Raw genomic sequence first — 24403 nt, 5'->3', positions numbered from 1 at the left:
CCTCGACGCGGCGCGCTCCGGCACCCTGTTTCCGGAGCGCGCCGCGTCCCCCGTTTCCGGCATCACCTCTCCCGTCATGCCGGATCTTGACGGTAAGCGGCACGGGCCCCTCCCTTCCTCCTGTCTGAGGCGGAGCCGCGGCCGTCCCCCGGGGGAGGAGCCGGGGCCCTGTGTACAACCAGCGCGGTATGCCGCACCCCCCGAACGGCGGAGGGCGGCGGGCGGTTCCGGACCGGTGCCAGGGGGGTATGTCCCACTTGGTATGGAGTGGCCCTCCGGGTGGCCCTCTCCCGTCACCTCCCGTGGTGCAACCCGCGCGGATCGGGTAACTCTCACAAGTAGCGCTGTCCAGCGGCCGACCGGCCCGCCGGCGCTGAACTCCCGATCCCGCGGCGAGGTGAGCTCCTGATGACCGCTCCATCCATCCGCAACGTTTCCGAGCGCGAAGCACGCCAGGTCGCCGAGGCGGCCCGCGAGCAGGACTGGCGCAAGCCCAGCTTCGCCAAGGAACTGTTCCTGGGGCGTTTCCGGCTCGATCTCATCCATCCGCACCCCACCCCCGCGGTCGACGACGTACGCCGCGGCGAGAAGTTCCTCGCCACGCTGCGCGACTTCTGCGAGACGGAGATCGACAGCGCCCGGATCGAGCGCGAGGGAAAGATCCCGGACGAGACCGTGCACGGGCTCAAGGAGCTCGGCGCGTTCGGTATGAAGATCGACGCGAAGTACGGCGGCCTCGGACTCACCCAGGTCTACTACAACCGGGCCCTGGCCCTGGTCGGCACCGCCAGCCCCGCCATCGGCGCGCTGCTCTCCGCGCACCAGTCGATCGGCGTGCCCCAGCCGCTGAAGCTGTTCGGGACCAAGGAGCAGAAGGAGACCTTCCTGCCGCGCTGTGCCCGTACGGACATCTCGGCGTTCCTGCTGACCGAGCCCGATGTCGGCTCGGACCCGGCCCGGCTGGCGACCCTGGCGGTCCCGGACGGCACGGACTACCTCCTCGACGGGGTCAAGCTGTGGACCACCAATGGCGTGGTCGCCGACCTCCTGGTGGTGATGGCGCGGGTGCCCGCCTCCGAGGGGAGCAGGGGAGGCATCACGGCCTTCGTCGTCGAGGCCGACTCCCCGGGCATCACGGTCGAGAACCGCAACGCCTTCATGGGCCTGCGCGGCCTGGAGAACGGGGTGACCCGCTTCCACCAGGTACGGGTCCCCGCCGCCAACCGCATCGGACCCGAGGGCGCCGGCCTGAAGATCGCCCTCACCACCCTCAACACCGGCCGGCTCTCGCTGCCCGCGATGTGCGTCGGCTCCGGCAAATGGTGCCTGAAGATCGCCCGCGAGTGGTCCGCGGCCCGTGAGCAGTGGGGCCGGCCGGTCGCCAAGCACGAGGCCGTCGGCGCCAAGATCTCCTTCATCGCCGCCACCACCTTCGCCCTCGAAGCGGTCGTCGACCTCTCCTCCCAGATGGCCGACGAGAACCGCAACGACATCCGCATCGAAGCCGCCCTCGCCAAGCTGTACGGCTCGGAAATGGGCTGGCTGATGGCCGACGAACTGGTCCAGATCCGCGGCGGCCGCGGCTACGAGACCGCCCCCTCGCTCGCCGCCCGCGGCGAACGCGCCGTCCCCGCCGAGCAGATGCTCCGCGATATGCGCATCAACCGGATCTTCGAGGGCTCCACGGAGATCATGCACCTGCTGATCGCCCGCGAGGCGGTGGACGCCCATCTGTCGGTCGCCGGCGACCTCATCGACCCCGACAAGTCGCTCGCCGACAAGGGCCGGGCGGCGGCCAAGGCCGGCGGATTCTACGCCCGCTGGCTGCCCAAGCTCGTCGCCGGCCCCGGCCAACTCCCCAGCACCTACCAGGAGTTCGGGCGGCTGGCCGGTCATCTGCGCTATGTCGAACGGACCTCCCGCAAGCTCGCCCGCTCCACCTTCTACGCGATGTCCCGCTGGCAGGGCCGGATGGAGACCAAACAGGGCTTCCTCGGCCGGATCGTGGACATCGGTGCCGAACTCTTCGCGATGAGCGCCGCCTGTGTACGGGCCGAGTACCTGACCGAGACCGGTGACCACGGCCGCGAGGCGCAGCAGCTGGCCGATGTGTTCTGCCGGCAGGCGCGGATCCGTATCGAGGAGCTGTTCGGCCGGCTGTGGACCAACACCGACGAGCTCGACCGCAAGGTCGTCGACGGGGTCCTCGACGGCAGCTACACCTGGCTGGAGGAGGGCATGATCGACCCCAGCGGCGACGGCCCCTGGATCGCCGACGCCACCCCGGGCCCGAGCCGGACGGACAACGTCCGGCGGCCCGTTCGCTGAGCGGCCCCCCGGCTGCCCGCACCCCCGGGGCCGGTCCGACGGTCCGGACCGGCCCCCGGGGCGTGCGGCCCGCAGCGGTCAGGGGCCCCATGCTCGGTAGGACCCACCCTTGATCGGTAGGACACGCCCTGGGTGTCCGCGGCCCCTCGGCGACCGGCCACAATGGACCACATGACGGACTCCCTCGCCCACCCGCATCTGCGCTTCGAGTCGGCCGCCGCCGATCCCGACGGCCCGAGCGGCCCCCGTTCCCTGGTCATCCTCGGCTCGACCGGGTCGATCGGCACCCAGGCGATCGACATCGTGCTGCGCAACCCCGACCGGTTCCGGGTGACCGCGCTCTCCGCGGCCGGCGGCCGGGTCGAGCTGCTCGCCGACCAGGCGCATCAGCTGCGGGTGAGCGCCGTGGCCGTGGCGCGCGAGAATGCGGTGCCGGCGCTGCGGACGGCGCTGGCCGACCGCTACGGCGCGGGCGAGCCGCTGCCCGAGATCCTGGCCGGCCCCGACGCGGCCACCGACCTGGCCGCCTCCCCCTGCCACACCGTCCTCAACGGCATCACCGGCTCCATCGGACTCGCCCCGACCCTGGCCGCGCTGAAGGCGGGCCGGGTGCTGGCCCTCGCCAACAAGGAATCGCTGATCGTCGGCGGTCCGCTGGTCAGGGCCCTCGCCGCGCCCGGCCAGATCATCCCCGTCGACTCCGAGCACTCCGCGCTCTTCCAGGCGCTGGCCGGCGGCGAGCGTGCCGAGGTCCGCAAGCTCGTGGTCACCGCCTCCGGCGGCCCGTTCCGCGGCCGTACGAAGCGGGAGCTGGCCGGTGTCACGCCCGAGCAGGCGCTGGCCCACCCCACCTGGTCGATGGGCCCGGTCGTCACCATCAACTCCGCGACCCTGGTCAACAAGGGCCTGGAGGTCATCGAGGCGCATCTGCTCTTCGACGTCCCGTTCGAGCGCATCGAGGTCGTCGTCCACCCGCAGTCCTACATCCACTCGATGGTGGAGTTCACCGACGGCTCCACGCTCGCCCAGGCCAGCCCGCCCGATATGCGGATGCCGATCGCGCTGGGCATCGGCTGGCCCGAGCGGGTCCCGGACGCCGCACCGGGCGTGGACTGGACGAAGGCGCAGACCTGGGAGTTCTTCCCGCTGGACGAGGAGGCCTTCCCCTCCGTCCCGCTGGCCCGCCAGGTCGGTGATCTCGGCGGCACCGCCCCCGCCGTCTTCAACGCCGCGAACGAGGAATGCGTCGATGCGTTCCTCCAGGGCGGGCTGCCCTTCACAGGGATTGTGGATACGGTCGCCGCAGTGGTCTCCGAGCACGGGACGCCGGCCAGGGGAATTTCCCTGACCGTTGCCGACGTCCTGGAGGCGGAAACCTGGGCGCGCGCCCGCGCCCGCGAACTGGCCGCCCGTGCGGCACGGACACCTTCGGAGGCTCGCGCATGACGACCTGGATGACCATCCTCGGCATAGTCGTCTTCGTCGTCGGTCTGCTGTTCTCCATTGCCTGGCACGAGCTCGGCCATCTCTCCACGGCCAAGCTGTTCGGTATCCGCGTGCCGCAGTACATGGTGGGCTTCGGTCCGACGATCTTCTCCCGTAAGAAGGGCGACACCGAGTACGGCATCAAGGCCGTTCCGCTCGGCGGCTACATCCGCATGATCGGGATGTTCCCGCCCGGCGACGACGGAAAGCTGCAGGCCCGCTCCACCTCGCCGTTCCGCGGCATGATCGAGGACGCCCGTTCGGCGGCCTTCGAGGAGCTGCAGCCCGGTGACGACGAGCGGCTCTTCTACACCCGCAAGCCCTGGAAGCGCGTCATCGTGATGTTCGCCGGGCCGTTCATGAACCTGATCCTGGCGGTCGTGATCTTCATGAGCGTGCTGATGGGCTTCGGCATCAACACCCAGACCACCCAGGTCGGCTCGGTCTCGGAGTGCGTCATCTCGGCCGCCGCCAAGACCGACAAGTGCCCGCACGGCGCCAAGGACTCCCCGGCCGAGGCCGCGGGCCTGCGGGCCGGCGACAAGATCGTCTCGTTCAACGGCCACGCCGTCCCAAACTGGGGCGCCCTGCAGCAGCAGATCCGCGACACCACGGGGCCCGCCACCCTCGTCGTCGAGCGGCACGGCGCACGGCAGACGCTGCACGCCGACCTGATCGAGAACAAGGTCGCCAAGACCGACGGCCACGGCGGCTATGTCCCCGGAGAGTTCGTCACCGCCGGATTCCTCGGCTTCACCCCGGCCAGCGGCGTCGTCCAGCAGTCCTTCGGCCAGTCCGTCGACCGCATGGGCAACATGGTCGAGCAGGGGGTCTCCTCGCTGATAAACCTGCCCGCGAAGGTCCCGGACCTGTGGAACGCGGCCTTCAACGGTGGCGAGCGCAAGCAGGACTCCCCGATGGGCGTGGTCGGCGCGGCCCGGGTCGGCGGCGAGGTCTTCTCCCTGCACATCCCGCCCGAGCAGCGGGTGGCGACCATGCTCTTCCTGGTCGCCGGCTTCAACCTCTCGCTCTTCCTGTTCAACATGCTGCCGCTGCTGCCGCTGGACGGCGGGCACATCGCCGGCGCCCTGTGGGAGTCGGTCCGGCGGGCCTTCGCCAAGATCGTCCGGCGCCCCGACCCCGGCCCCTTCGACGTCGCCAAGCTGATGCCGGTCGCGTACGTCGTCGCCGGGATCTTCATCTGCTTCACGCTGCTGGTGCTCGTCGCCGACGTGGTGAATCCGGTGAAGCTGACCTAGAAAGTACGTTTGGCGGCGGCCGGACACCTCCGTGGCGTTTGGAGGTGTCCGGCCGTCTCCTTTCGTGGCGCCACAGGGGCGCGATGTGCTCATAGCAACCCCGGTGCCGTAATCTCGAAGACCGGAGCCCGCCGCTGCGGGGCCTAGATCCACACCTTGGGGTTGCTCGCCAGATGACTGCCATTTCACTGGGAATGCCGGACGTACCGACCAAGCTTGCCGACCGCCGGGTCAGCCGCAAGATCCAGGTCGGCACGGTCGCCGTGGGCGGAGACGCACCGGTCTCGGTGCAGTCGATGACGACCACGCGGACGTCCGACATCGGTGCCACGCTGCAGCAGATCGCCGAGCTGACGGCCTCCGGCTGCCAGATCGTCCGGGTCGCCTGCCCGACGCAGGACGACGCCGACGCGCTGCCGGTGATCGCCCGGAAGTCGCAGATTCCGGTCATCGCGGACATCCATTTCCAGCCGAAGTACGTCTTCGCCGCGATCGACGCCGGCTGCGCCGCGGTCCGCGTCAACCCCGGCAACATCAAGCAGTTCGACGACAAGGTCAAGGAGATCGCCAAGGCGGCCTCCGACGCCGGCACCCCGATCCGGATCGGCGTCAACGCCGGCTCCCTGGACCGCCGCCTGCTGCAGAAGTACGGCAAGGCCACCCCCGAGGCGCTCGTCGAGTCCGCGCTGTGGGAGGCGTCCCTCTTCGAGGAGCACGGCTTCCGCGACATCAAGATCTCGGTCAAGCACAACGACCCGGTCGTGATGGTCAACGCCTACCGCCAGCTCGCCGCCCAGTCGGACTACCCCCTCCACCTCGGCGTCACGGAGGCCGGCCCCGCCTTCCAGGGCACCATCAAGTCCGCCGTCGCCTTCGGCGCCCTGCTCAGCGAGGGCATCGGCGACACCATCCGCGTCTCGCTCTCCGCGCCGCCCGCCGAAGAGGTCAAGGTCGGCATCTCCATCCTGGAGTCGCTCAACCTGCGCCAGCGCAGGCTGGAGATCGTCTCCTGCCCCTCCTGCGGCCGCGCCCAGGTCGATGTCTACAAGCTCGCCGACGAGGTCACCGCGGGCCTGGACGGCATGGAGGTGCCGCTCCGCGTCGCCGTCATGGGCTGTGTCGTCAACGGCCCCGGTGAGGCCCGCGAGGCCGACCTCGGTGTCGCCTCCGGCAACGGCAAGGGCCAGATCTTCGTCAAGGGCGAGGTCATCAAGACCGTCCCCGAGTCGAAGATCGTGGAGACCCTCATCGAAGAGGCCATGAAGATCGCCGAGCAGATGGAGAAGGACGGCATCGTCTCCGGCGAGCCGACCGTGGCCGTCGCCGGCTGACCCGGCGCCGCCCGCGGCCCCCGAGCCCCGCCGCCCGCAGAGGGCCGCGGGGCTCGCAGCTGCCCGGACCCGTCCGTCCCCGGTGCCCGGGTGCTCCCGCGCAGGTGGAGGTAAAGTGCCAAGACCTGCTCCCGCCTGGCCTCCCAGGCCCGTAACGGTGAGGCTTTCCGACACGTGCTGACGACCACCACCATCAAGGTCCTCGAGCCCGGGGACCTCGACGATGCGCTCGCGGTCCTGGACCGCGACCCGGTGGCCAACGCGTTCGTCGCCGCCCGCGTCCAGGTCGCCGGCCTCGACCCCTGGCGGCTGGGCGGCGAGATGTGGGGCTGGTACGTCAGCGGCCGCCTGGAGTCGCTCTGTTACGCCGGCGCCAACCTCGTCCCGGTCTGTGCCACCCCCGAAGCCGTCCGTGGCTTCGCCGAACGCGCCCGCCGCCAGGGCCGCCGCTGCTCCTCCATCGTCGGCCCCGCGGAGTCCACCGCCGAGCTGTGGTCGCTCCTGGAGCCCTCCTGGGGACCGGCCCGCGAGATCCGCGCCCATCAGCCGCTGATGGTCACCACCGCACCGGCCGCCGAGATCGCCCCCGACCCGTACGTCCGGCGGATCCGCAAGAACGAGATGGACCTGATCATGCCCGCGTGCGTGGCCATGTTCACCGAAGAGGTCGGCATCTCCCCGATGGCCGGCGACGGCGGGCTCCTCTATCAGGCCCGGGTCGCCGAACTCGTCGGCTCCGGCCGCTCCTTCGCCCGTATCGAGAACGGCAAGGTCATCTTCAAGGCCGAGATCGGCGCCGCCACCCAGCGGGCCTGCCAGATCCAGGGCGTGTGGGTCGACCCCGCCTATCGCGGCAAGGGCCTGTCCGAGACCGGTATGGCCGCCGTGCTGCGCTATGCCCTCAGCGACGTCGCCCCCATCGTCAGCCTCTACGTCAACGACTTCAACACCGCCGCCCGGGCCTCCTACCGGCGGGTGGGCTTCGAGGAAGTCGGCGCGTTCATGAGCGTACTGTTCTGACCCGCCGCCTTGTACGCTCCGAGCATGGATGACGTCGCGGTCGGCCCGCTTGATCTCGCTGCCCGCGTCGACGACGCGCTGGCCGTCCAGGCGGTCGCGTTCGGCCTGAGCGCCGAGGAGACGGCCGTCCGCCGGCACATCGTGCTGCGTCACCTCACCAGCCCCGGCGCCCGCGCCCTCGGCGCCACCACCCCCGCAGGCCGGCTGGTCGGCTTCGTCTACGGCATGCCCAACGACCGTGCCCACTGGTGGTCCACCGTCGTCGAGCCCTACCTCCGAGGCGAGGGTCTCGACCACTGGCTCGACGACTCCTTCACCATCACCGAGCTGCACGTCCACCCCGACTACCAGCACCGCGGCCTCGGCCGGGCACTGATCACCCGCATCACCGACGGAGCCGCCCAGCCACGCTCCATCCTCTCGGCCATCGACACCGAAAGCCCCGCCCGCCGCCTCTACCGCTCCCTCGGCTACCAGGACATCGCCCGCCGCGTCCTCTTCCCGAGCGCCCCGACCCCGTACGCGGTGATGGGGGCCCCGCTCCCGCTGAAGCGCCCCTGAACGAGCCGCCAGGCCGCAGAGGCACACCGCCACCGGCCTTCCTTCCGGCCACTCACCACGAGTGGCCCGCCCCCACCCACGTTTTACTGGTCCCCGCACCCACAGCCCCGCGCAGCGGACCCGGCCGCCGCAGGCGCCACGGCGGGCGCACCGCGCAGCGGGCGACAAACGGCGAGCAGCCCCCACGGCGGGAAGGCCGACAACGTGGGAAGCCCGATCAGGCGCAGCGGACGGTATCCATTTCCGTGCGCCACACCCCTACGGCTAACCTCCAGGGAGTCCCCTTTCTTACGCAGGAGAAACTCCATGGCCCACGCCGCACAGGTCCAGCGCATGTCCCGCTTGATGATCAAGACACTGCGCGACGACCCGGCCGACGCCGAGACCGCCAGCCACAAGCTGCTCGTCCGCGCCGGGTACGTCCGCCGCTCCTCCGCCGGCATCTGGACGTGGCTGCCGCTGGGCAAGAAGGTCCTGGAGAACGTCTCCCGCATCGTCCGCGAAGAGATGGACGCCATCGGCGGCCAGGAGGTCCTGCTGCCGGCCCTGCTGCCCAAGGAGCCCTACGAGGTCAGCGGCCGCTGGGAGGAGTACGGCGACCTGCTCTTCCGCCTCAAGGACCGCAAGGGCGCCGACTACCTCCTCGGCCCCACCCACGAAGAGATCTTCACCCTCACGGTCAAGGACCAGTGCACGTCCTACAAGGACCTGCCGGTGATCCTCTACCAGATCCAGACCAAGTACCGTGACGAGGCCCGCCCCCGCTCCGGTGTGCTGCGCGGCCGCGAGTTCCAGATGAAGGACTCGTACAGCTTCGACACCACCGACGAGGGGCTGGAGCAGTCGTACGCCCTGCACCGCGAGGCCTACACCAAGATCTTCGAGCGGCTCGGCCTGGACTACCGCATCGTCTCCGCCGTCTCCGGCGCGATGGGCGGCTCCGCCTCCGAAGAGTTCCTGGCCCCCGCCGCCGCCGGTGAGGACACCTTCGTGGACTGCCCGGCCTGCGACTACGCCGCCAACACCGAGGCCGTCACGGTCAAGGTCGAGCCCGCCGACGGCTCCGCACACGGCCCCGTCGAGGAGCTGGACACCCCCGACACCCCGACCATCGAGACCCTCGCCGAGCACCTCGGCGTACCGGCCTCGGCGACCCTGAAGAACCTCCTGGTCAAGGTCGACGGCGAGATCGTCGCGGTCGGTGTCCCCGGCAACCGCGAGGTCGACCTCGGCAAGCTCGGCGAGCACCTCGCGCCGGCCACGGTCGAGCTGGTCACCGCCGAGGACTTCACCGACCGCCCCGAGCTGGTCCGCGGCTACGTCGGCCCGCAGGGCCTGGCCGGCAAGGCGTTCCGCTACATCGCCGACCCGCGTATCGCCCCCGGCACCGCCTGGATCACCGGTGCCAACAAGGAGGGCAAGCACGCCAAGAACGTCGTCGCCGGCCGGGACTTCGAGGTCGACGACCACCTCGACGTGGTCGTCGTCGAGCCCGGCGACCCCTGCCCGAAGTGCGGCACCGGCCTGAAGATCGACCGCGCCATCGAGATCGGCCACATCTTCCAGCTCGGCCGCAAGTACGCGGACGCCTTCGGGCTCGATGTGCTCGGCCAGAACGGCAAGCCCGCCCGGGTGACCATGGGCTCGTACGGCATCGGCGTCTCCCGCGCGGTGGCCGCCCTCGCCGAGCAGACCCACGACGAGAAGGGCCTGTGCTGGCCCCGCGAGGTCGCCCCGGCCGATGTGCATGTCGTCGCGGCCGGCAAGGCCAAGCAGACCGAGCTCGCCCTGGAGGTCGGCGAACAGCTCGGCGCCGCCGGTCTGCGGGTCCTCGTCGACGACCGGGCCGGCGTCTCGCCCGGCGTGAAGTTCACCGATGCCGAACTGCTCGGCGTCCCGACCGTCGTCGTCGCCGGCCGCCGCGCCGCCGAGGGCGTCGTCGAGGTCAAGGACCGCCGCACCGGCGAGCGCGAGGAGCTGACGGTCGAGGAGGCCGTCGCCCGCCTCGGCGCGTAACCACCGCACGGCCGACGGGCCGGCCGCCGGGTGCACACCCCGGCGGCCGGCCCGTCCGTCCGTCCAGCGTCCGTCCGTCCAGCGTCCGTCCGTCCAGCGTCCGTCCGTCCAGCGTCCGTCCGTCCAGCGTCCGTCCAACCAGGGGGAGACACCCCCTACAGCCAGGCGGCGAACTCCAGCAGCAGCTCGCCGCGCTGCCGGTCGCCCACCGCCACCTCCCGTACCCCGGTGTCCACCGCCCGGTACAGCGTCCAGTCGCGCAGCCGGTCCCGGTCCACCTCCAGGGAGTCGGCCAGCTTGGCCACCCTGCGGCGGGCCGCGGCAGCCGCGCCCGACCCGGCCGCCAGATCCTCGAACCGGTCCAGCACCAGCGCTGCCAGGTCGTACGCCCGCTCGCCCACCACCGGCGACGGGCCGACCGCCAGCCAGGGTGCCCGCTCACCGGCCAGCACCTTGCCCTGCCGGAACGCACCGTGCAGCAGAAACCGCTCGTCGGACCCGTCCGGAAGGGCGCGTCGCAGCTCCAGTGCCTGATCCACCAGCGGCCCGGCCGCCTCGGTCAGCGCTCCGGCCGTCCGCAGCGCCTCCGCGGCCTCCTCGGTACGCCCGGCCAGCGTCTCGAAGGAGTGCTCCGGGGCCGCCGGCACCCACAGGCGCCGCACCGTACCGGCCGCTTCCAGCAGCGCCTTGGCCTCCGGCAGCGACCGCAGCGACACACCGCCCTGCAGCCGCTCCAGCAACAGCGCCCCGCTCGTGGCATCGGACCGCAGCAGTCGCACCGCGCCCCAGCCGTCCCACGTCTCCAGCGCCGTCCCCTCGTGCGCGGACACCCGCCCGGGCACCGGGAACTTCAGTGCAGCGGGCGCCTGGTCCTTCTGCCGTACGAGGGCGACCAGACTGCTGCGGCCACCGGGGGCCTGCACCCGCTCCAGCGTCAGATCCCAGGCCTCCAGCCGCTGCTGAACCAGCGTCGGCAGCGCATCGAGCCACTCGCGCACGGGACTTTCCGGATTGCCGCTCAGCGAACTCACCAACCGCTGCGGCGGTTCGATGGGTGCCGTTGCCATGCTTGAGCTGTCCCCTTCCTGGGGCCGTGACCGCACCGCGGCCGGTCGTTCAGAGCGCGCCCGCGGAGGCGTTCGCGGCGCCGGACCCGGTGGCGGCCGCGGCCCGCTCCACGAGCCCAGGGAAGGCTACGCCGCTGCCGCGCCAGCGCACCGCCCGCACCGCTGCCTCGCGCAGCGCGGTCGCCGCCTCCGTACGCCGGGCCGTGCCGCCGGCCCGGACGAGATCCGCGTAGACGGCGGCCAGCCGGTCCTCCAGCTCCGCCGCCAGCCGGACCGCGGCGGCCGCGTCCGGGACCGGGAAGGGCAGTTCGTAGGCGGCGGCCGCGGCACGCGGGGTACCGCCCAGGTCGCGCACCTCGCGGCGCAGCGCATCCCGGCGCGCACGATGCCCGTCGTACGCGGCCTGCGCCTCCGTTCGCCGGTCGCCGGAGATCCGCCCGCCGACCACGCCGTAGCCGTACACCGCCGCATGCTCGGCGGCCAGCGCCGCCTGCACCGCGGTCAGCTCGTCGTGCCCGCTGCCCGCGTCCTCGCGCCCGTTCCTGCCGTGCACCGCTGTGGCCCTCATGTGCTCACCCCTTCGCCGGTCCTCGCTCCTGGCCGTGCTGCCGTACCCGTCATCCGGCCGGCTCCGCCAGCAGATACGCATGCGCCGCACCGGCCGCCGCGACCGAGGCGAGCAGCCGGGCCAACTCCGGGGGCGCGGTGGTCAGGGCCTTGGTGCGGACGTCTGCGAGCTTGCGCTCGGCGTCGGCCAGGGCGGCGCGTGCGGCCCGTTCGTCCCGCGGGACCCGGGGACCGGACGGCCGCCGGGAGCCGTGCGGCGCGGGACCGGAAGCGGGCGCACCGGCATCGCGCGCCGGGCCGTCGGTGGCCCCGCCGGGGGAGGGGGCGGCCCGTTCGTCGGTGAACGCCGCGGCGTGCCGGGCGACTTCGGAGCGCAGCGGGCGCAGCCGCGACTCCAGTGCCGGATGCGCGGCCAGCGTGGCGTCGTAACGGGCCAGCAGGGTCGTACTGTCGCGGGCGGAGCGCTCGCGCAGCCGGTCGGCGGCAAGGGAGTGTTCGGTCCGGCCGGGGCCGTCGTCCTCGGCGCAGCCGGTGAGCAGCGCCACGCCCCCGAGGGCGGCGCCGGCCAGCAGGGTCCTTCTGCGTGTGAGCGCCACTTTCGGCACGTTGCACTTCCCGGGGTCTTTCGTAGTGATCACCGCAGGCGAGAGTATCCGTGACCACCCACCGAATCGTCAGTACCCCGCCGGAACCGATAGGCTTTGAGCCGACACGCGACCCACCCACAACAGCACACGCGGCCGAGGAGTCACCCGGATGAGCACGACCCAGAGCGAGAGGCTGCGCGGATTGCTTGAACCGCTCGTCGCCGCGCGAGACCTGGATCTGGAAGAGATCGAGGTGACACCGGCAGGCAAGCGGCGGGTGCTGAGGATCGTGGTCGATTCCGACGAGGGCGTCCAGCTGGACGAGTGCGCCGAGCTGAGCCGCGAGGCCTCCCAGGTCCTGGACGACTCCGATGTGATGGGCGGCGCCCCGTACACCCTTGAGGTGACCTCTCCCGGCGCCGACCGCCCGCTGACCGAGCTGCGGCACTACCGCCGCGCCGTCGGCCGCCTGGTCAAGGCCCAACTGACCGCCGAGGCAGGCGCCGACGAGCTGGTGGCCCGGATCACCGCCGTGGACGAGGACGGTCTGGATCTTGAGGTGCCGGGCGTCAAGGGCCGCAAGCCGACCGCCCGCCGGCTCTCCTTCGACGAGATCGCCAAGGCGCGTGTCGAGCTGGAGTTCAACCGCAAGGCCGACAAGGCCGACAAGGCAGACAAGCGCGACGCGCAGCACGACGAGAAGATCGACGAGAACAAGATCGACGAGAACAAGGAGGAGGCGTAGCCGTGGATATCGACATGAGTGCCCTGCGGGGACTGGTGCGGGAGAAGGAGATCTCGTTCGACCTGCTGGTCGAGGCGATCGAGTCGGCCCTCCTCATTGCCTACCACCGCACCGACGGCAGCCGCCGGCGGGCGCGGGTGGAGCTGGACCGCAACACCGGCCATGTGACGGTGTGGGCGAAGGAGGATCCGGAGGACCTGGAGGAGGGCGCCGAGCCCCGCGACTTCGACGACACCCCCTCCGGTTTCGGGCGGATCGCGGCGACCACCGCCAAGCAGGTCATCCTGCAGCGGCTGCGGGACGCCGAGGAGGAGATCACCTTCGGCGAGTTCGCCGGGCGTGAGGGCGATGTCATCACCGGCGTCGTCCAGCAGGGCAAGGACCCCAAGAACGTGCTGGTGGACATCGGCCCGATGGAGGCCATGCTGCCGGTGCAGGAGCAGGTCCCCGGCGAGGACTACGCGCACGGCACCCGGCTGCGTTCGTACGTCGTACGGGTGGCCAAGGGCGTGCGCGGCCCGTCCGTGACGCTGTCGCGCACCCACCCCAATCTGGTGAAGAAGCTCTTCGCCATGGAGGTCCCGGAGATCGCGGACGGCTCGGTGGAGATCTCCGCCATCGCCCGCGAGGCCGGCCACCGCACCAAGATCGCCGTACGGTCCACCCGCTCCGGCCTGAACGCCAAGGGGGCCTGCATCGGCCCGATGGGCGGCCGGGTGCGCGCGGTGATGGCCGAGCTGCACGGCGAGAAGATCGACATCGTGGACTGGTCGGACGACCCGGCCGAACTGGTGGCGAACGCGCTGTCGCCGGCCCGGGTCAGCAAGGTCGAGGTCGTGGACCTGGCGGCACGCTCCGCCCGGGTCACCGTTCCCGACTACCAGCTGTCACTGGCCATCGGCAAGGAAGGGCAGAATGCCCGGCTCGCCGCCCGTCTCACGGGCTGGCGGATCGACATCCGTCCGGACACCGAGCAGCCCGCACCGCAGGACTGAGACCGTCCACTACGGACGGTGACGCCGCGGCCCGGCGAAAATCGCTGGCGCCGCGGCGCTCCGACCGGAATTCTGAGCAGCCGTTCCGCCTTTACCCCATAGGGGTCGGGCCGGCGCGGGGAGGTAGACTTAAGCAGTGTCTGGCCGGACGCATGCCCGCGCATGCCCTGAGCGCACCTGTCTGGGATGCCGGGAGCGAGCGGCCAAGGGCGATTTGCTGCGCATCGTGGAGATCGAGGGTGAGTGTGTCCCCGATCCTCGCGGTACGCTGCCCGGCCGGGGTGCTTACGTGCACCCGACACCGGTCTGCCTCGACCTGGCGGTTCGCCGCCGGGCGTTCAACCGGGCCTACCGGGCCCGGGGACCGTTCGAGACGACGGAGCTGCGTCGGTTCATCGAGCGGACGCCCGTCGAGCAGGCGCCGTTGCAGTAACGCACAGCAGCACGAAACGCACAGCGCACGGAAAACCGTGCGGTCAGGTACCTCGCGAGTCGGAAGTAGGTCGAGATTGCGATGAGCACTCGATGAGTACGCGATGAGTACGCCCATGAAGTAGCGACGGTCCGGTGGACAAACCCGGACCTAGAAGGAGCGAAGTGGCTAAGGTCCGGGTATACGAACTCGCCAAGGAGTTCGGCGTTGAGAGCAAGGTCGTCATGGCCAAGCTCCAAGAACTTGGTGAATTCGTCCGTTCGGCGTCCTCGACGATCGAGGCGCCGGTTGTTCGCAAGTTGACCGACGCTTTCCAGGCAGGCGGCGGCAACGGCCGCGCCTCCGGCAAGCCCGCGGCGCCGCGCAAGTCGGCCCCCGCGAAGCCGTCCGCGCCGTCTCCGGCGCAGGCCGGCGGCAGTACCCCTGCCGCCAAGGCAGCGGGGGAGCGTCCTGCTGCCCCGAAGCCGGGCGCCCCCAAGCCGGGCCCCGCGGCTCCGGCAGCCCCCGAGGCGCCGAAGGCCCCCGAGGCACCGAAGGCCCCCGAGGCCCCGGTGACTCCCAAGAGCACTCCCGCCGCCGGCCCCACCCCGGGACCGCGGCCCACGCCGGCCCCGAAGGCTCCGGCACCCAAGCCCGCTCCGGCCGCCCCCGCGCAGCCCGAGTTCCAGGCTCCGCCGTCCGCGCCGGCCGCTCCCGCCGCCGGCCAGTCGGCTCCCCGTCCCGGTGCCCCCGGCCCGCGTCCGGCCCGTCCGGCGTCCGGCCAGGGCGGCCAGGGCGGCCAGGGTGGTCAGGGCGGTCAGGGCCGCGGTAACGCTCCGCGTCCCGGTGGCGAGCGTCCGGCCCCGCGTCCCGGTGGCCGTCCGTCCGGCCCCCGTCCGGGCAACAACCCCTTCACGTCCGGTGGCTCCACGGGCATGGCCCGTCCGCAGGCCCCCCGTCCCGGTGGCGCCCCGCGTCCCGGCGGCCAGGGTGGTCCCGGCGGTCCGCGTCCGCAGGGCGGCGGCCAGGGCGGTCCCCGTCCCCAGGGCGGCCAGGGCGGTGCGCGTCCCACCCCCGGTGGTATGCCCCGTCCGCAGGGTGCCGCTCCCGGTGGCGCCCCGCGTCCCGGCGGTGGCGGCGGTAACCGCCCGAACCCGGGCATGATGCCGCAGCGTCCCGCTGCCGGCCCGCGTCCGGGCCCCGGCGGTGGCGGCGGTCGCGGTCCCGGCGGTGCCGGTCGTCCCGGTGGCGGCGGCGGTCGCCCGGGTGGCGGCGGCGGTTTCGCCGGTCGTCCCGGTGGCGGTGGCGGCGGCGGTCGTCCGGGTGGCGGCGGCGGTTTCGCCGGTCGTCCCGGTGGCGGCGGTCCCGGTGGTGGCGGCGGCTTCGGCGGTCGTCCCGGCTTCGGTGGCCGTCCCGGCGGTCCCGGCGGCCGTGGTGGCACGCAGGGTGCGTTCGGCCGTCCCGGCGGTCCGGCGCGTCGTGGCCGCAAGTCGAAGCGGCAGAGGCGTCAGGAGTACGAGGCCATGCAGGCCCCGTCGGTGGGCGGCATCATGCTGCCCCGTGGCAACGGTGCGACGGTTCGCCTGTCGCGCGGTGCCTCGCTGACGGACTTCGCCGAGAAGATCAACGCCAACCCGGCGTCGCTGGTCCAGGTCATGCTGAACCTGGGCGAGATGGTCACCGCGACCCAGTCGGTCACCGACGAGACGCTGCAGCTGCTCGCCGACGAGATGAACTACGTCGTCGAGATCGTCAGCCCGGAGGAGGAGGACCGCGAGCTTCTCGAGTCCTTCGACATCGACTTCGGTGAGAACGAGGGCGGCGAGGACATGCTCGTCGCGCGTCCGCCGGTGGTGACCGTCATGGGTCACGTCGACCACGGTAAGACGCGACTGCTGGACGCGATCCGCAAGACGAACGTCATCGCGGGCGAGGCCGGCGGCATCACCCAGCACATCGGTGCCTACCAGGTCGCGACCGAGGTCAACGACGAAGAGCGTCGGATCACCTTCATCGACACCCCGGGTCACGAGGCGTTCACCGCCATGCGTGCCCGTGGTGCCAAGTCGACCGACATCGCGATCCTCGTGGTGGCGGCCAACGACGGTGTCATGCCGCAGACGATCGAGGCGCTGAACCACGCCAAGGCGGCCGATGTGCCGATCGTGGTCGCGGTCAACAAGATCGACGTCGAGGGCGCCGACCCGACCAAGGTGCGCGGCCAGCTCACCGAGTTCGGTCTGGTGGCCGAGGAGTACGGCGGCGACACCATGTTCGTCGACATCTCCGCCCGTGAGGGTCTGAACATCGAGCAGCTGCTCGAGGCCGTGGTCCTGACCGCGGACGCCTCGCTCGACCTGCGCGCCAACGCGGAGCAGGACGCGCAGGGCATCGCGATCGAGGCGCACCTCGACCGTGGCCGCGGCGCCGTGGCGACCGTCCTGGTCCAGCGCGGCACGCTCCGCGTCGGCGAGACGATGGTGGTCGGCGACGCGTACGGCCGGGTCCGGGCCATGCTCGACGACAAGGGCAACCACGTCGAGGAGGCCGGTCCTTCGACCCCGGTCCTGGTCCTGGGTCTGACCAACGTCCCGGGTGCCGGCGACAACTTCCTGGTGGTCGACGAGGACCGTACGGCCCGTCAGATCGCCGAGAAGCGCGCGGCACGCGAGCGCAACGCGGCCTTCGCCAAGCGCACCCGCCGGGTGTCCCTCGAGGACCTGGACAAGGTGCTCAAGGCCGGCGAGGTCCAGCAGCTCAACCTCATCATCAAGGGTGACGCTTCTGGTTCCGTCGAGGCCCTGGAGTCCTCGCTGCTCCAGCTCGACGTCGGCGAAGAGGTCGACATCCGGGTGCTGCACCGCGGCGTCGGTGCGGTCACGGAGTCCGACATCAACCTGGCGTCCGGCTCCGACGCGATCGTCATCGGCTTCAACGTGCGCGCCGAAGGCCGTGCCACGCAGATGGCCGACCGCGAGGGCGTCGACGTCCGGTACTACTCGGTCATCTACCAGGCGATCGAGGAGATCGAGGCGGCCCTGAAGGGCATGCTGAAGCCGGAGTACGAGGAGGTCGAGCTCGGTACCGCGGAGATCCGCGAGATCTTCCGCTCGTCCAAGCTCGGCAACATCGCGGGTGTGCTCATCCGCTCCGGCGAGGTCAAGCGCAACACCAAGGCGCGCCTGGTCCGCGACGGCAAGGTCGTGGCCGAGGACCTCAACATCCAGGGTCTGCGCCGCTTCAAGGACGACGTCACCGAGATCCGCGAAGGCTTCGAGGGCGGTATCAACCTCGGAAACTTCAACGACATCAAGATCGACGACGTCATCGCGACGTACGAGATGCGCGAGAAGCCGCGCGGCTGATCGTGCAGTAGCCCGCGCGTAGCGCGGTCCACCCGGTGTGGTGGTCGGGCGACGGGCGGGCGACCGGCCGGGGCCGGTCGGCGGAAGGTATTTCCGTCGATCGGCCCCGGCCGTTCCGTGTACGGTTCGAAATGACACGGACACCTAAGGCCCCACGGGTGGCTCAGCCCGTCTTGCATGTACGTAGGGACGCTGTCCTTCGACCTGCTTCTCGGCGACGTACGGTCGCTGAAGGAGAAGCGCTCCGTCGTCCGCCCGATCGTCGCCGAGCTGCACCGCAAATTCGCGGTGAGCGTCGCGGAGGTCGGGGACCAGGATCTGCACCGCAGGGCCACCATCGGCCTGGCGGTGGTCTCCGGGGACACGGGACATCTCACCGATGTCATGGACCGCTGCGAGCGCCTGGTCGCCGCACGGCCCGAAGTGGAGCTGCTGTCGGTACGCCGACGGCTGCACGGCGACGACGACTGACCCGGGAACCGGGCAGGCCGCCGCCGGTGGAAGCACAATTGTGGAAGAAAGAAGGAGACGGACCAGTGGCCGACAATGCGCGGGCGAAGAAGCTGGCGGACCTCATCCGGGAGGTGGTCGCCCAGAAGCTGCAGCGCGGTATCAAGGACCCGCGGCTCGGTTCGCATGTGACCATCACGGACACCCGGGTCACCGGCGACCTGCGGGAGGCTACGGTCTTCTACACGGTCTACGGCGATGACGAGGAGCGTGCCAGCGCCGCCGCCGGGCTGGAGAGCGCCAAGGGCATCCTGCGCTCCGCGGTCGGGGCTGCGGCGGGGACGAAGTTCACGCCGACCCTGGCCTTCGTGCCGGACGCCCTGCCGGAGAACGCCAAGACGATCGACGACCTGCTCGACAAGGCACGGGCCTCGGACGCCAAGGTGCGCGAGGTCTCCTCCGGCGCCCAGTACGCCGGTGAGGCCGATCCGTACCGCAAGCCGGGCGAAGACGAAGACGACGACGAGGGCACCGCGGCAGAATGAAGCGTGAGAGCAACAAGCCGGGCGGTCTTGTCATCGTCGACAAGCCGTCCGGCTTCACTTCGCACGACGTGGTGGCGAAGATGCGCGGCATGGCGCGTACCCGCCGGGTCGGGCACGCCGGCACGCTCGACCCGATGGCGACGGGCGTGCTCGTCCTGGGTCTCGAGCGGGCCACCAAGCTGCTCGGCCATCTCGCGCTGACGGAGAAGGAGTACGTCGGCACGATCCGGCTCGGCCAGACGACGATCACCGATGACGCCGAGGGCGAGATCACCGCGTCGAAGGCGGCGCACGGCCTTGCCCGCGAGGACATCGACGCGGGGGTCGGCCGGCTGTCCGGCGCGATCATGCAGGTCCCGTCGAAGGTCAGCGCCATCAAGATCAACGGCAAGCGGTCGTACTCGCGGGTCCGCGACGGTGAGGACGTGGAGATCCCGGCCCGGCCGGTCACGGTCTCCTCGTTCGTGGTGCACTCCGCGCACGAGGCCGAGGCCGAGGACGGCACCCCGGTGACCGATCTGCTGGTCTCCGTCGAGTGTTCGTCCGGTACGTACATCCGCGCCCTGGCCCGCGACCTGGGGGAGGGGCTCGGCGTCGGCGGCCATCTGACGGCGCTGCGCCGTACCCGTGTCGGCCCGTACAAGCTGGACCGGGCACGCACCCTCGAACAGCTCCAGGCCGCCGTGGACGACACCGAGGGGGAGGGCCTGCCGGTCATGCCGCTCGGGGACGCGGCCGCCGCGGCCTTCACCCGCTGGGATGTGGCCGAGCCGCAGGCCCGGCTGCTGCTCAACGGCGCACGGATCCCGATGCCGCTGTTCGAGGGCAACGGCCCGATCGCGGCGTTCGGACCGGACGACCGGTTCCTCGCGCTGGTGGAGAACCAGGGCGGGAAGGCGAAGAGTCTGGCGGTGTTCGCGGTCTAGAGCCGCAGTTGCAGCACCAGGGGCCGGTGCGGTGATCAGGCACCCGTAGGGCCGGGCCCGGAGGCGCGCATACGCGCTCCGGGCCCGGCCTTTTGCGCGCCCGCATGCGGTTGTCGGCGGCCCCCCGGGGGAGGCGGCGGGATCCCCGGCGGCCCTGGTTGCCCTGGCCGCCCTGACAGGCACGGAGCGCGGACCCCCTGCTGCACCCTCCTCGCCTGCGGTCTCTCCGGTTCTCCGGCGGCTATTCACTCATTCGGTGAGGCGCTCGAAGTGAATCAAGGCGCGGACGGGGGCGCGTTGCCACGGGACACTGTCGGGACGATCACCGCCTGCTTACCGTTCGGGGGACGGCACAGGGTGAGAGGACCGGCGATGGCATTGCTGGATGCCGATGCGGACACGGCACTGGTGCGGATCCGCGATCTGGCAGGTCGGACACGTGGCACGGGGTTTCTCGCGGACCACGACGGCACCGTGATCACCAGCCACGAAGTGGTGGACGGGGCCGCACAACTGGTCCTGCAGCCCATGGCGGACGGCGCCGGGGGCGGCGCGGCCGGGGGCGGCGGATGGACGTGCGTGGTGGCGGCCGATGCGCTGACACCCCTACCGGAGGCCGGGCTGGCCCTCGTACGGGCCGGCGGCTTCGGACCGCACCGGCTCACACCGCTGCCCATCGCCGCGGCCCGGCCGGCCGCGGGCACCGCCGCCCGGCTCTGGGCCGGCGGCTGGCTGGACGGCACGGTCGTCGGGCCGGGCTCAGGGGTGATGTACACGGCCACCGAACGCGTCCACCTCCTCGACGACACGCTGGAGCTCGCCCTCTGCGCCGGGGGCCGGGAGGCGCTGCGGCTGCGTGGCCTGGCGGTCGGCGGGCCGGTGCTGGACGCCCGGACCGGTGCGGTGCTCGGCGTCCTCGGCACCGCACTGCACCCCCAGGCTGCCGGCCGCGGCCGCCCGGGGGAGAGCCCCTTCGGGCGCCGGGCGGGCGGCTTCGCGATTCCGCTGCGCGCGGTCGCCGAAGCCGCACCACAGGGCGCGCTGGCCGCGCTGCTGGAGCGCAATGCGGCAACCGTTCCGGCCTACGGCAGCGAGTTGAACCCGGCCGGCGCGCGGCATCTTGCCGAGCTGTCGATGGGCTCCGCCGAGCGGCTGCGGCTGTGGCGGGAGCCGGTCGAACGGCCGGAGGCGGCCGCTGAGTTCGCGCGCTTCGAGGAGGGCCACGGGACGACACAGGCATGCGTGCTGGGGCTGGTGGGGCAGCCGGGGTGCGGCCGGAGCACGGAACTGGCCGGGCTCGCGGCACGCCGGGCACAGGGCCCCGGCCCCGCTGCGACCATCTGGCTGCGCGGCGCGGAACTGCGGCCCGACGACGACGGGGTACGCACCGCCGTCGAGCGCGCGCTGCGATCCGCCGGCCGGATCGTCGCCGGGGAGGGCCGTACGGCCGGTGACCCGGCGGACACCACCTCCCAGGGCGTCGCACGGGCGGCGGCCGCGGCCGGCCGTCCGCTGCTGGTGCTCCTCGACGGACCGGAGGAGATGCCGCCGGCCCTGGCACAGGGGGAGCGGCTGGCCGGGTGGACCGCGGCGACGGCCGACTGGCTGCGTACCGCCGGTGTGCGGCTGGTGGTCGCCTGCCGCCCCGAGTACTGGGAGCGGGCCGGTGCGCTCTTCCCGCCCGGCCTGCTGCACCGGCCGCTGCGTCCGGCACCCGCGCTGCCCGCCTGCGTAGAGCTCGGCGACCTCACCGAAGAGGAGGCGGAGCGGGCCCGTGGCCACTACGGCCTGCCGCCCGGCGCACCGGCCACGCCGGACGCCCGCCATCCGCTGGCCCTGCGCCTGCTCGCGGAGGTCGGCGCGGCGCTCCCCAAGGGGAACGGGCCCGGGCGGTGTACCGACGAGCCGCCCGGCCTCGGCACACCCGACCGCCACCAGATCTTCGACGCCTACCTGGACCTGGTGTGCCTGCGCATCGCCGTACGGCTCGCGTCCGGCCACCGGCCCGCGCTGCGCGGCACCGCCGTGCGCCGGCTGGCCGCCCAGGTCGCCGGCCAGGTGCACGAGGCGGCCCGCCGCTGCCTCGGCCCCGGACCGGGCGCGCTGGACCGTACGTCCTTCGAGGAGGTGTTCCCGCGGGAGCCCGGCTGGGCCCGTGCGGTGCTGGCCGAGGGGCTGCTGGTCCCGGCCGGCACCGGATTCCGCTTCGCCCACGAGGAGTTCGGGGAGTGGCTGCAGGGCGCCCATGTCGACCTCGACCTGCTGCCCGTCCCCGGACACCGCGTCGGGCCGGCCGTCCAGGCGCTGCTGCTGCTCGGCAGACGCGAGGGAACGGTACAACTGACCTTCCGGCTGGCGGAGTTGGTGCCGATGGCGACCGCCCCGGCCGGCTCACCGGCCGCCCACGCCGTGGACGGCCGCTGGTGGGCCGCTCATCTGCTGTCCGGTGTGCTGCTCCGGGTCCCCGACGCGAGGCCGTACACGGGCGTCTTGCGGCTGCTCGCCGACCGGATCACGGAACGCTCCCTCCGGGCGGGCGGCTTCGTGCATACGGGGCTGGAGGCCTTCGGGCCGTGGTTCTGGGAGCGGTTGGCACTGTCCGACGAGGACCGGATGGATCTGCTGCGCCGCCTGTTGCCGGCCGATGGGCCCCCGTGCGGGGCGGGGCCGGGGACGGTCGGCGCGAAGCGGTACGCGAAGGCGGGGGCGGGGGCAGGGGCCACGGGAGGTGCGCCGTCCGGTGCGCCGTCACGGTCCGTGTGGCCGTCACGGCCCGCGTGGCCGTCGTCGTCCGGTCCGTCCGCGCTGCCCGACCGGTTGTCGCCGTCCGCTCCGTCCTCGTGGTCCGACCCGTTGCCGCCGCCCGGGCCGGACGATCCCGCGCCGGGTGATCCGTCGTCCACCGTCGTGTCCGCCGACGGTCCGCGTGCCGGCCACCGCTTCGCCCCGCCGCCGCGGGTACGCGTCCACCCCGCCGACGACCCGGCGTCCGACCGGGACGGCGCCGGCCGGCCGGACGCCACCGGTGGCCCGCGCTCCACCCCCGCCCGGGCGGACACCGGCGGCAGCGCGTCCGCAGCCGCCGCCGCATCCGGGACCCGGCCCGCCGCGCCACGTTCGCTACGGTTTCTCGACGCCGCGGCCGCACTGCTGTGCGCGGATCCGGAGCGGATGCAGCCGTTGCTGTGCGCCTGGTTCGACGACACCCGCCCGCTGCAACGCCCCGGCGCGGAGGACGGCGGTCCGGCCCGCCCCGTAGAGGTGGTGCCCGGCGAGATCACCGTGGCCACCGCCGCGCAGGCGCTGCTGCACACCTTCCGTCACCGGGCGCTCGACGCCCTCACGGAGGCGCTGGTGCAGGCCGCGCACCCCAAGGGCGACGAGCTGATGGACGCGCTCGCCGAGGACGAGCCGGGCGCGGTGTGCCGGGCCGTGGACCGGTGGGCGCACGACGAGTGTCCCGAGCGGCGGGCCGCCGCCGTGTCGTACGGTCTGCGGGCCGCCCGGCACGTGACCGCCGGAGCCGACCGCGCCCTGCTGCGCTATGCGGCCCTCTGTCTTCTCGCCCGGAGCGCCGACAGCGCCCACCACGGCTCCGCGCTGGCCCTGCTGATGGGCGATCCGGCCACCCGCTCCCGCTTCCTGGACCGGGCGCTGGCCCGCTTTGTCGCGGGGGACCCGCAGCTGCCGCCCACGGTGTTCACGGCCGCCCTCGCCGACCACCCCGACCCGGTGCTGACCGCCTTCCGGGCCCGGCTGATCGGCGGCGCGGGGCCGCCGGTGGCGGCCGCCCTGCTGCGCATGCTCGCCCGCGCCGATGCACCGGACCTCCTCGCCCGCGTCGCCGACCTCGTCCGTGACTGCGCCCGGCACTGCCCGGAGCGTGCCGCCCGGCCGGTCGCGGAGTTCATCGACCGCCGCCTCGAACGCGGCCCGGCCGCCCGTGCCGCGCTCCGCCCGCTCGCCGTGGAGCTGCTGACCGGTTCCCCCGTGTCGGTCCGGTGCGCGCTTGCGGCCGTGGTGGCCGAGACGGGGCGTGGCGATTCGGTGGCGCTGCGCCGCGAACTGCTCGATGCGCTGCTGGCGCAGGAGACCACGTATGCGGCGCCGAACCGCGCCTACCAGGAGAGCGGGGTCCGGGACACCCGTGTGCTGGAGGCGCTCTTGGAGGCCGCCGCCGAGGGCGCGGAGCGGCGGCCGGCGGAGCGCACCAGGGAGCTGGTGCACCGTACCGGGACGCTGCTGGTGCGCACGCCGGCGGGCGCGGCCTGCTTCGACCGTCGGCTGGTGGAACTGGGGCGGCGGGTGCCCGGGTTCGCCCGCCGGGTGCAGGACTGGGTGACGGATGAGCCGGGGGAGTGGGCGGCAGTGGTGGGCCCCGGCGCCCGTGCCACGCTCGCCGGGTGTCACAGCTGACCGGCTGACCGGCGGGGGCTGCCGAGGCGCACCAGGGGCTTGTGGGGCGAGCCAAAGGGCCGCCGGGGCTCTCCGGGGGCTCCGGGGGCTCTGGGGGCTTCGGGGGCTGCCAACGCGTCCCGGGGGAGTGTCGTTGCGCTGTGGTGGGCCCGCCGCAGCACAACAGCGCGGGCCGGACGGGGGCCGGCGCGGTCCGGGCCGGGCAGCGTCCTCCGCGACCGCGAAACCGTCCATGCGATCAGGGTGGGACAGGCGCTCGGACAGGTGCCCCGAGCCACCCTTCGCGCGGAGCATCACCCGCGGCATGGCAGTCTTAGACCTGCGCCAT

18 protein-coding genes are annotated in these 24403 nt (G+C 72.5%); 15 read left to right on the top strand and 3 right to left on the bottom strand.

Annotation, left to right across the window (positions count from 1 at the left end; all coding sequences use genetic code 11):
* The first annotated feature begins 408 nt into the window (after positions 1-408).
* The 7 genes from ACF088_RS00245 (at position 409) to ACF088_RS00215 (ending at position 10000) form a co-directional block, all read left to right on the top strand.
* Positions 409-2328, top strand: a complete 1920-nt coding sequence (locus tag ACF088_RS00245) for an acyl-CoA dehydrogenase family protein (protein ID WP_392373076.1) — start codon at positions 409-411, stop codon at positions 2326-2328.
* 171 nt (positions 2329-2499) lie between these two features.
* Positions 2500-3774: a 1-deoxy-D-xylulose-5-phosphate reductoisomerase gene (dxr, locus tag ACF088_RS00240; RefSeq protein ID WP_392373075.1), complete on the top strand. Its 1275-nt coding sequence runs from the start codon at positions 2500-2502 to the stop codon at positions 3772-3774.
* Positions 3771-5072, top strand: a complete 1302-nt coding sequence (locus ACF088_RS00235) for a M50 family metallopeptidase (RefSeq protein ID WP_392373074.1) — start codon at positions 3771-3773, stop codon at positions 5070-5072. Before dxr ends, ACF088_RS00235 begins: the two co-directional genes overlap by 4 nt.
* 173 nt (positions 5073-5245) lie before the next feature.
* Positions 5246-6403 carry a flavodoxin-dependent (E)-4-hydroxy-3-methylbut-2-enyl-diphosphate synthase gene (gene ispG / locus ACF088_RS00230; RefSeq protein WP_392373073.1) on the top strand — a complete coding sequence of 386 codons (1158 nt, stop codon included), beginning with the start codon at positions 5246-5248 and terminating at the stop codon, positions 6401-6403.
* A gap of 174 nt (positions 6404-6577) precedes the next feature.
* Complete coding sequence (locus ACF088_RS00225) at positions 6578-7423, top strand: GNAT family N-acetyltransferase (RefSeq protein ID WP_392373072.1); 846 nt, start codon at positions 6578-6580, stop codon at positions 7421-7423.
* A 24-nt stretch (positions 7424-7447) separates the two neighbouring features.
* Positions 7448-7984, top strand: coding sequence for a GNAT family N-acetyltransferase (locus tag ACF088_RS00220; RefSeq protein WP_392373071.1), 537 nt, complete (start codon positions 7448-7450; stop codon positions 7982-7984).
* A gap of 306 nt (positions 7985-8290) precedes the next feature.
* Positions 8291-10000, top strand: coding sequence for a proline--tRNA ligase (locus ACF088_RS00215; protein ID WP_392373070.1), 1710 nt, complete (start codon positions 8291-8293; stop codon positions 9998-10000).
* A gap of 155 nt (positions 10001-10155) precedes the next feature.
* Here ACF088_RS00215 and ACF088_RS00210 read toward each other — a convergent pair whose 3' ends face one another.
* Genes ACF088_RS00210 through ACF088_RS00200 form a run of 3 tightly spaced genes read right to left on the bottom strand, consistent with a single transcriptional unit; the run spans position 10156 to position 12230 of the window.
* Entirely contained in the window at positions 10156-11067 is a 912-nt protein-coding gene (locus ACF088_RS00210; RefSeq protein WP_392373069.1) for an aminoglycoside phosphotransferase family protein, read from the bottom strand.
* A 49-nt stretch (positions 11068-11116) separates the two neighbouring features.
* Positions 11117-11635, bottom strand: coding sequence for a ferritin-like domain-containing protein (locus ACF088_RS00205; protein ID WP_392373068.1), 519 nt, complete (start codon positions 11633-11635; stop codon positions 11117-11119).
* Between the two features lie 49 nt (positions 11636-11684).
* A complete protein-coding gene (locus tag ACF088_RS00200; protein ID WP_392373067.1) occupies positions 11685-12230 on the bottom strand; it encodes a hypothetical protein in 546 nt (181 codons plus the stop codon).
* 160 nt (positions 12231-12390) lie between these two features.
* Here ACF088_RS00200 and rimP point away from each other — a divergent pair, with 160 nt between their 5' ends.
* From rimP to ACF088_RS00160, 8 genes are all read left to right on the top strand, one after another.
* Positions 12391-12966, top strand: coding sequence for a ribosome maturation factor RimP (gene rimP / locus ACF088_RS00195; protein WP_392373066.1), 576 nt, complete (start codon positions 12391-12393; stop codon positions 12964-12966).
* A gap of 2 nt (positions 12967-12968) precedes the next feature.
* Positions 12969-13961, top strand: coding sequence for a transcription termination factor NusA (nusA, locus tag ACF088_RS00190; protein ID WP_392373065.1), 993 nt, complete (start codon positions 12969-12971; stop codon positions 13959-13961).
* Between the two features lie 136 nt (positions 13962-14097).
* Complete coding sequence (locus ACF088_RS00185; RefSeq protein WP_392373064.1) at positions 14098-14394, top strand: YlxR family protein; 297 nt, start codon at positions 14098-14100, stop codon at positions 14392-14394.
* A gap of 164 nt (positions 14395-14558) precedes the next feature.
* Positions 14559-17738, top strand: a complete 3180-nt coding sequence (gene infB / locus ACF088_RS00180; protein ID WP_392373063.1) for a translation initiation factor IF-2 — start codon at positions 14559-14561, stop codon at positions 17736-17738.
* A gap of 177 nt (positions 17739-17915) precedes the next feature.
* Entirely contained in the window at positions 17916-18209 is a 294-nt protein-coding gene (locus ACF088_RS00175; RefSeq protein WP_033269483.1) for a DUF503 domain-containing protein, read from the top strand.
* A gap of 65 nt (positions 18210-18274) precedes the next feature.
* Complete coding sequence (gene rbfA / locus ACF088_RS00170) at positions 18275-18733, top strand: 30S ribosome-binding factor RbfA (RefSeq protein WP_392373062.1); 459 nt, start codon at positions 18275-18277, stop codon at positions 18731-18733.
* On the top strand, positions 18730-19659 hold the full coding sequence (gene truB, locus ACF088_RS00165) for a tRNA pseudouridine(55) synthase TruB (RefSeq protein WP_392373061.1): 930 nt from the start codon (positions 18730-18732) through the stop codon (positions 19657-19659). The genes rbfA and truB overlap by 4 nt, the downstream gene beginning before the upstream one ends.
* A 372-nt stretch (positions 19660-20031) precedes the next feature.
* Positions 20032-24075 carry a hypothetical protein gene (locus ACF088_RS00160; RefSeq protein WP_392373060.1) on the top strand — a complete coding sequence of 1348 codons (4044 nt, stop codon included), beginning with the start codon at positions 20032-20034 and terminating at the stop codon, positions 24073-24075.
* The last annotated feature ends 328 nt before the right edge of the window (positions 24076-24403 follow it).

This window comes from Streptomyces sp. NPDC015125 (assembly GCF_043080045.1).
GTDB lineage: Bacteria > Actinomycetota > Actinomycetes > Streptomycetales > Streptomycetaceae > Streptomyces.
The sequence above is the reverse complement of the archived record's forward strand: the minus strand, read 5'-3'. Positions and strand labels throughout refer to the sequence as shown.